Origin of the sequence: Methanobrevibacter sp. 87.7, from assembly GCF_002208625.1 — an archaeon.
GTDB lineage: Archaea > Methanobacteriota > Methanobacteria > Methanobacteriales > Methanobacteriaceae > Methanarmilla.
In genome coordinates, this window is the sequence record NZ_MRCT01000164.1 from 1 (window position 1) to 3,679 (window position 3,679).

A 3,679-nucleotide genomic window follows, 5' to 3' on the forward strand; every position below is an offset into this window, starting at 1 on the left:
ATTTTATTTTAATTTAATAATTTTTTTATAATAGTTTATTTTTTAATTTTTTATAAATATTTTAAATTTTTTCTAAAACTTTATTAATAGTAAATTATTAATATTGTAATGGTCGATAAAAACATTTTTTAAATTTATATTAATATGTAAAAAGGGTTTTTTTACAAATTTTTTAAGACTATTTATTATTTTATTTAGGAGATTTTAAATGACTTGTAGTATTTTAACTGGTGGTGCATGGGGAGATGAAGGTAAAGGTAAATGTATTACCTACTTCTGTAAGAATGATAATCCTTCCATTATTGCTCGTGCTGGTGTAGGTCCTAATGCAGGACATTCTGTTGAATTTAATGGCGAAAAATATGGTTTAAGACTTATTCCTTCTGGATTTGTAAACACTGATTCTGAACTTCTTGTTGGTGCAGGAGTTTTAGTTGATCCTGAAGTACTTTTCCATGAATTTGATTATTTAAAAAAATACGATGTTAAAAGTAGAACTTTAATTGATGGTCGTTGTGCTATTATTAAACCAGAACACCGTGAAAGAGATAAACACTCTGATTATTTATCTAATAAAATTGGTAGTACTGGATCAGGTTGTGGACCTGCAAATTCTGATAGGGTTTTAAGAATTGCAGATTTAGCAAAAGATATTCCTGAATTAGAAGATTATATTACTGATGTTTCTTTAAAAGTTAATGAAACACTTGATGAAGGTAATGATGTATTTATTGAAGGATCTCAAGGATTTGCATTATCTTTATACTATGGTACTTATCCATTTGTGACTAGTAAAGATACTTGTGCTAGTACTTTTGCTGCAGATGTAGGTATAGGACCAACTAAAGTAGATGAAGTAATTAGTGTATTTAAATCTTATATTACTCGTGTTGGTGCAGGACCTTTCCCTACTGAAATTTCTCAAGAAGAAGCTGTTGAAAAAGGTATTGAAGAATATGGTGTTGTAACTGGTAGACGTAGAAGAGTAGGTTTATTTGATTTTGATCTTGCTAAAGAATCTTGTAGAATTAATGGTACAACTCAAATTTCATTAACTTGTGTTGATAAGTTATATGATTGTGCTGGTGTTACTGATTATTCTGTTTTACCTGCTGATGCTAAAGAGTTTATTGATGATATTCAAACTGCTACTGGTGGTCCTGTAACACTTATTTCTACTGGTCCTGATTTAAAAGAAACAATTGATTTAAGAGATGAATTATTATAATTCATTTTCTTTAATTTATTCTACTTTTTTTAAGTTTTTTGTTTTTTTATTGGTTTTTTTGTTCTATTTTTTTTATTTTGATGTGCAAAGAACAAGTTTTCTTTAACTACATAAATATTATGCATTTTTTGTAATATTTTTGCATATTCTAATTTTTGTTGATAAGTCATTGCTTGCATAGAAAAAATCATACTCCAAAGTATTTTATTATAAAAATTAGTAGGTTGTATAAAAAATTAGTTAAAAATTTAAACAATTAAAAGTAGAAAAAAAAGAAATAATAATAATAGAAATAGTACTGTGTGATGACAAAAAATAAGTTTTATTTTTACATTTAGTTTTTTCTTTTTTATAATCCTTCAAAGTATAAAGGTGGACAAATAGAACATAAAAAAAACAAATTAAAATTTAAAAAAATAGAAAAAGAAAAAAAATATTAAATTTAAAAAAACAAAAAAAATCTTAAGTTAACAGTATTGATAAAAAAGAATTAAAATATTAATTAGATTAAAAAATGAGAATTCAAATAGATTAATACTGTTGATTGAATAGTAAACATTACATTAATAGTAGCAATAATTTGATAAACTTTAGAATCCCGGTATCTCCATTATAAGTTTTTCTTCTTCTTAAATATTTCTGATGCTTGCCTACGTAATCTGCTGATTTCCTCAATATCTTCAAGTAATTATTCATCAGTAAGTTCCCCATTATTATATCTTCTAGTTAAATCAACTATAGGTTCATCATTAAAAGCACCTGGATCAGTGGTTAATATATTTTTTAATATGTTCTGGTATCATTTTCTTATCCTCCTAAACTCCATATATTCGTTTAAAATTGAATCATTAATATACCCATTCCACATTTGATTAGTTTGACCTATTTCTCCTTTATTGGCTCCTGCTAAAAAACCTATTGCGAAATGATTTCTTAAAGCTTTGTCTATTTCTTCAGTGTATGTAAATTTTTCTTTAAATTTAACAATGAAAATGTCATTTGGGGGTGTACACATGCATTTCAACAACATTAAATTGACTATGTTCTGAAATAACTTTAAAATCTACATAATTAAATGGTTGTAAACCTAAATGGTTGTGTGATACTATTAGTTCGTCATTACCATAGTTTTCATTTTTAAAGAGATTCACATTATTTATTTCATTATTTGTTTTTATTTCCCCAGCTTTACCTGTTGTTTTATTAAATATAGATCCATATTCATATTTTGCATTTATTATTTTTTTATCAAATTTTAGCATTGATTTTCTTATGTTTTTAGGTATGTCCTTTGGAATGTTATCCTCAGTTAAAGGTATATGGGGATAATCTAAATCATTAAATTTATCTAAACTTTTAAATGATTTTTCCTTGATATTTACTTTGTTTTTTCTATTAAATATTTTTTTTGAATTAGATTTTACATTAAAAATATTAAATGAATGAACTTTATTTTTGATGTTTGATATTGCAGTGGTTGTTTTGTGTTTAATGTTTGATATTAAGCTATAATTATTTTGAGTAGGTCTTTTTTTATTATTTTGTTTTAATTTTTTTAAAATATTTTTTAATTGAATTTTTTATATATTATTTTTTTGAATAAAATATAATTTTTCTTATAATTTTATATATTTTTAGATTATTTTTTTAAAGTTTTATTGTAATTTTTATTAAATTTTTTTCAAAAAATATATATTTTATCTTTTATATAATTAACAATATGAATGAATCTGAGAATACTGAAATAAAAATACCTGATGATAAAGTCGCTATGACTTTTTTTAGAAGTCTTAGATGGGTTAATGGTGTATATTGTCCTCAATGTAAGTCTTATAATATAGTTAATCGAGGTCAACAAGGTAGAGTTAGAAGGTATTCTTGTAAAGATTGTAAATCTAACTTTAATGATTTTACTGGAACTATTTTTCATAAAAGTAGAATCCCTATGGGTATGATGTTATATATTTTATTTAATATAAATGATAAAACAATAACTCAATTATCTGAAGAAACTGGTTATTCCCGTCAATGTATTTCAAGACTTAAACATCTTTTTGAGAAAAAATTATTAAATAATGAGGAATTTTACGATTAGGTTAATTAGCTAATTATTTTTTATTTTTTTAGTTTATTCTAGTTTTATTTAATATATTTTTTAATATAAATTACTATTTTTTATTGTATTTTCTTTTTATTGGTTTTATTTTTATTTTTTCTAAATTTAACAATTGTTATATTTTTATATTTATTTTAATAATTTTAGCTATTTTCTTTATATTCACTTGATTTTGCTTTATGTAAGTTTATTGAAATAATACTTTTTATTTAATTAATATTACAATTTATTATTTTTTAGATATTTATATTATTGATTTTAAAGTTTTTGTTTTTATTAAAATTCTTTATTTTTATTTATTTTTATAAAATTATTATTAATATTTAGTATTATAA

The 3,679-nt window shown here is 22.6% G+C and carries 5 protein-coding genes; 2 read left to right on the top strand and 3 right to left on the bottom strand.

Annotated features, from left to right (window positions below; all coding sequences use genetic code 11):
• Positions 1-208: 208 nt before the first annotated feature.
• On the top strand, positions 209-1,228 hold the full coding sequence (locus tag BGI41_RS07125; protein WP_088539918.1) for an adenylosuccinate synthetase: 1,020 nt from the start codon (positions 209-211) through the stop codon (positions 1,226-1,228).
• Between the two features lie 29 nt (positions 1,229-1,257).
• Here the strand turns inward: BGI41_RS07125 and BGI41_RS08395 are convergent, their stop codons facing one another.
• The 3 genes from BGI41_RS08395 to BGI41_RS07135 all read right to left on the bottom strand — a co-directional run bounded on the left by BGI41_RS08395 (position 1,258) and on the right by BGI41_RS07135 (position 2,490).
• Positions 1,258-1,419, bottom strand: coding sequence for a hypothetical protein (locus BGI41_RS08395; protein WP_158211975.1), 162 nt, complete (start codon positions 1,417-1,419; stop codon positions 1,258-1,260).
• A 608-nt stretch (positions 1,420-2,027) separates the two neighbouring features.
• Entirely contained in the window at positions 2,028-2,243 is a 216-nt protein-coding gene (locus BGI41_RS07130) for a hypothetical protein (protein ID WP_088539920.1), read from the bottom strand.
• Positions 2,224-2,490, bottom strand: a complete 267-nt coding sequence (locus BGI41_RS07135; protein WP_088539923.1) for a hypothetical protein — start codon at positions 2,488-2,490, stop codon at positions 2,224-2,226. Before BGI41_RS07135 ends, BGI41_RS07130 begins: the two co-directional genes overlap by 20 nt.
• Positions 2,491-2,948: 458 nt before the next feature.
• Here BGI41_RS07135 and BGI41_RS07140 point away from each other — a divergent pair, with 458 nt between their 5' ends.
• Positions 2,949-3,323 carry a transposase gene (locus BGI41_RS07140; protein WP_088539926.1) on the top strand — a complete coding sequence of 125 codons (375 nt, stop codon included), beginning with the start codon at positions 2,949-2,951 and terminating at the stop codon, positions 3,321-3,323.
• Positions 3,324-3,679: the final 356 nt, after the last annotated feature.

What these genes read in the sequence shown, in the direction of transcription:
- BGI41_RS07135 (WP_088539923.1), bottom strand. Translation starts at nt 2,490, where the DNA reads ATGCTAAAATTTGATAAAAAAATAATAAATGCAAAATATGAATATGGA.
- BGI41_RS07125 (WP_088539918.1), top strand. Translation starts at nt 209, where the DNA reads ATGACTTGTAGTATTTTAACTGGTGGTGCATGGGGAGATGAAGGTAAA.
- BGI41_RS08395 (WP_158211975.1), bottom strand. Translation starts at nt 1,419, where the DNA reads ATGATTTTTTCTATGCAAGCAATGACTTATCAACAAAAATTAGAATAT.
- BGI41_RS07140 (WP_088539926.1), top strand. Translation starts at nt 2,949, where the DNA reads ATGAATGAATCTGAGAATACTGAAATAAAAATACCTGATGATAAAGTC.
- BGI41_RS07130 (WP_088539920.1), bottom strand. Translation starts at nt 2,243, where the DNA reads ATGTGTACACCCCCAAATGACATTTTCATTGTTAAATTTAAAGAAAAA.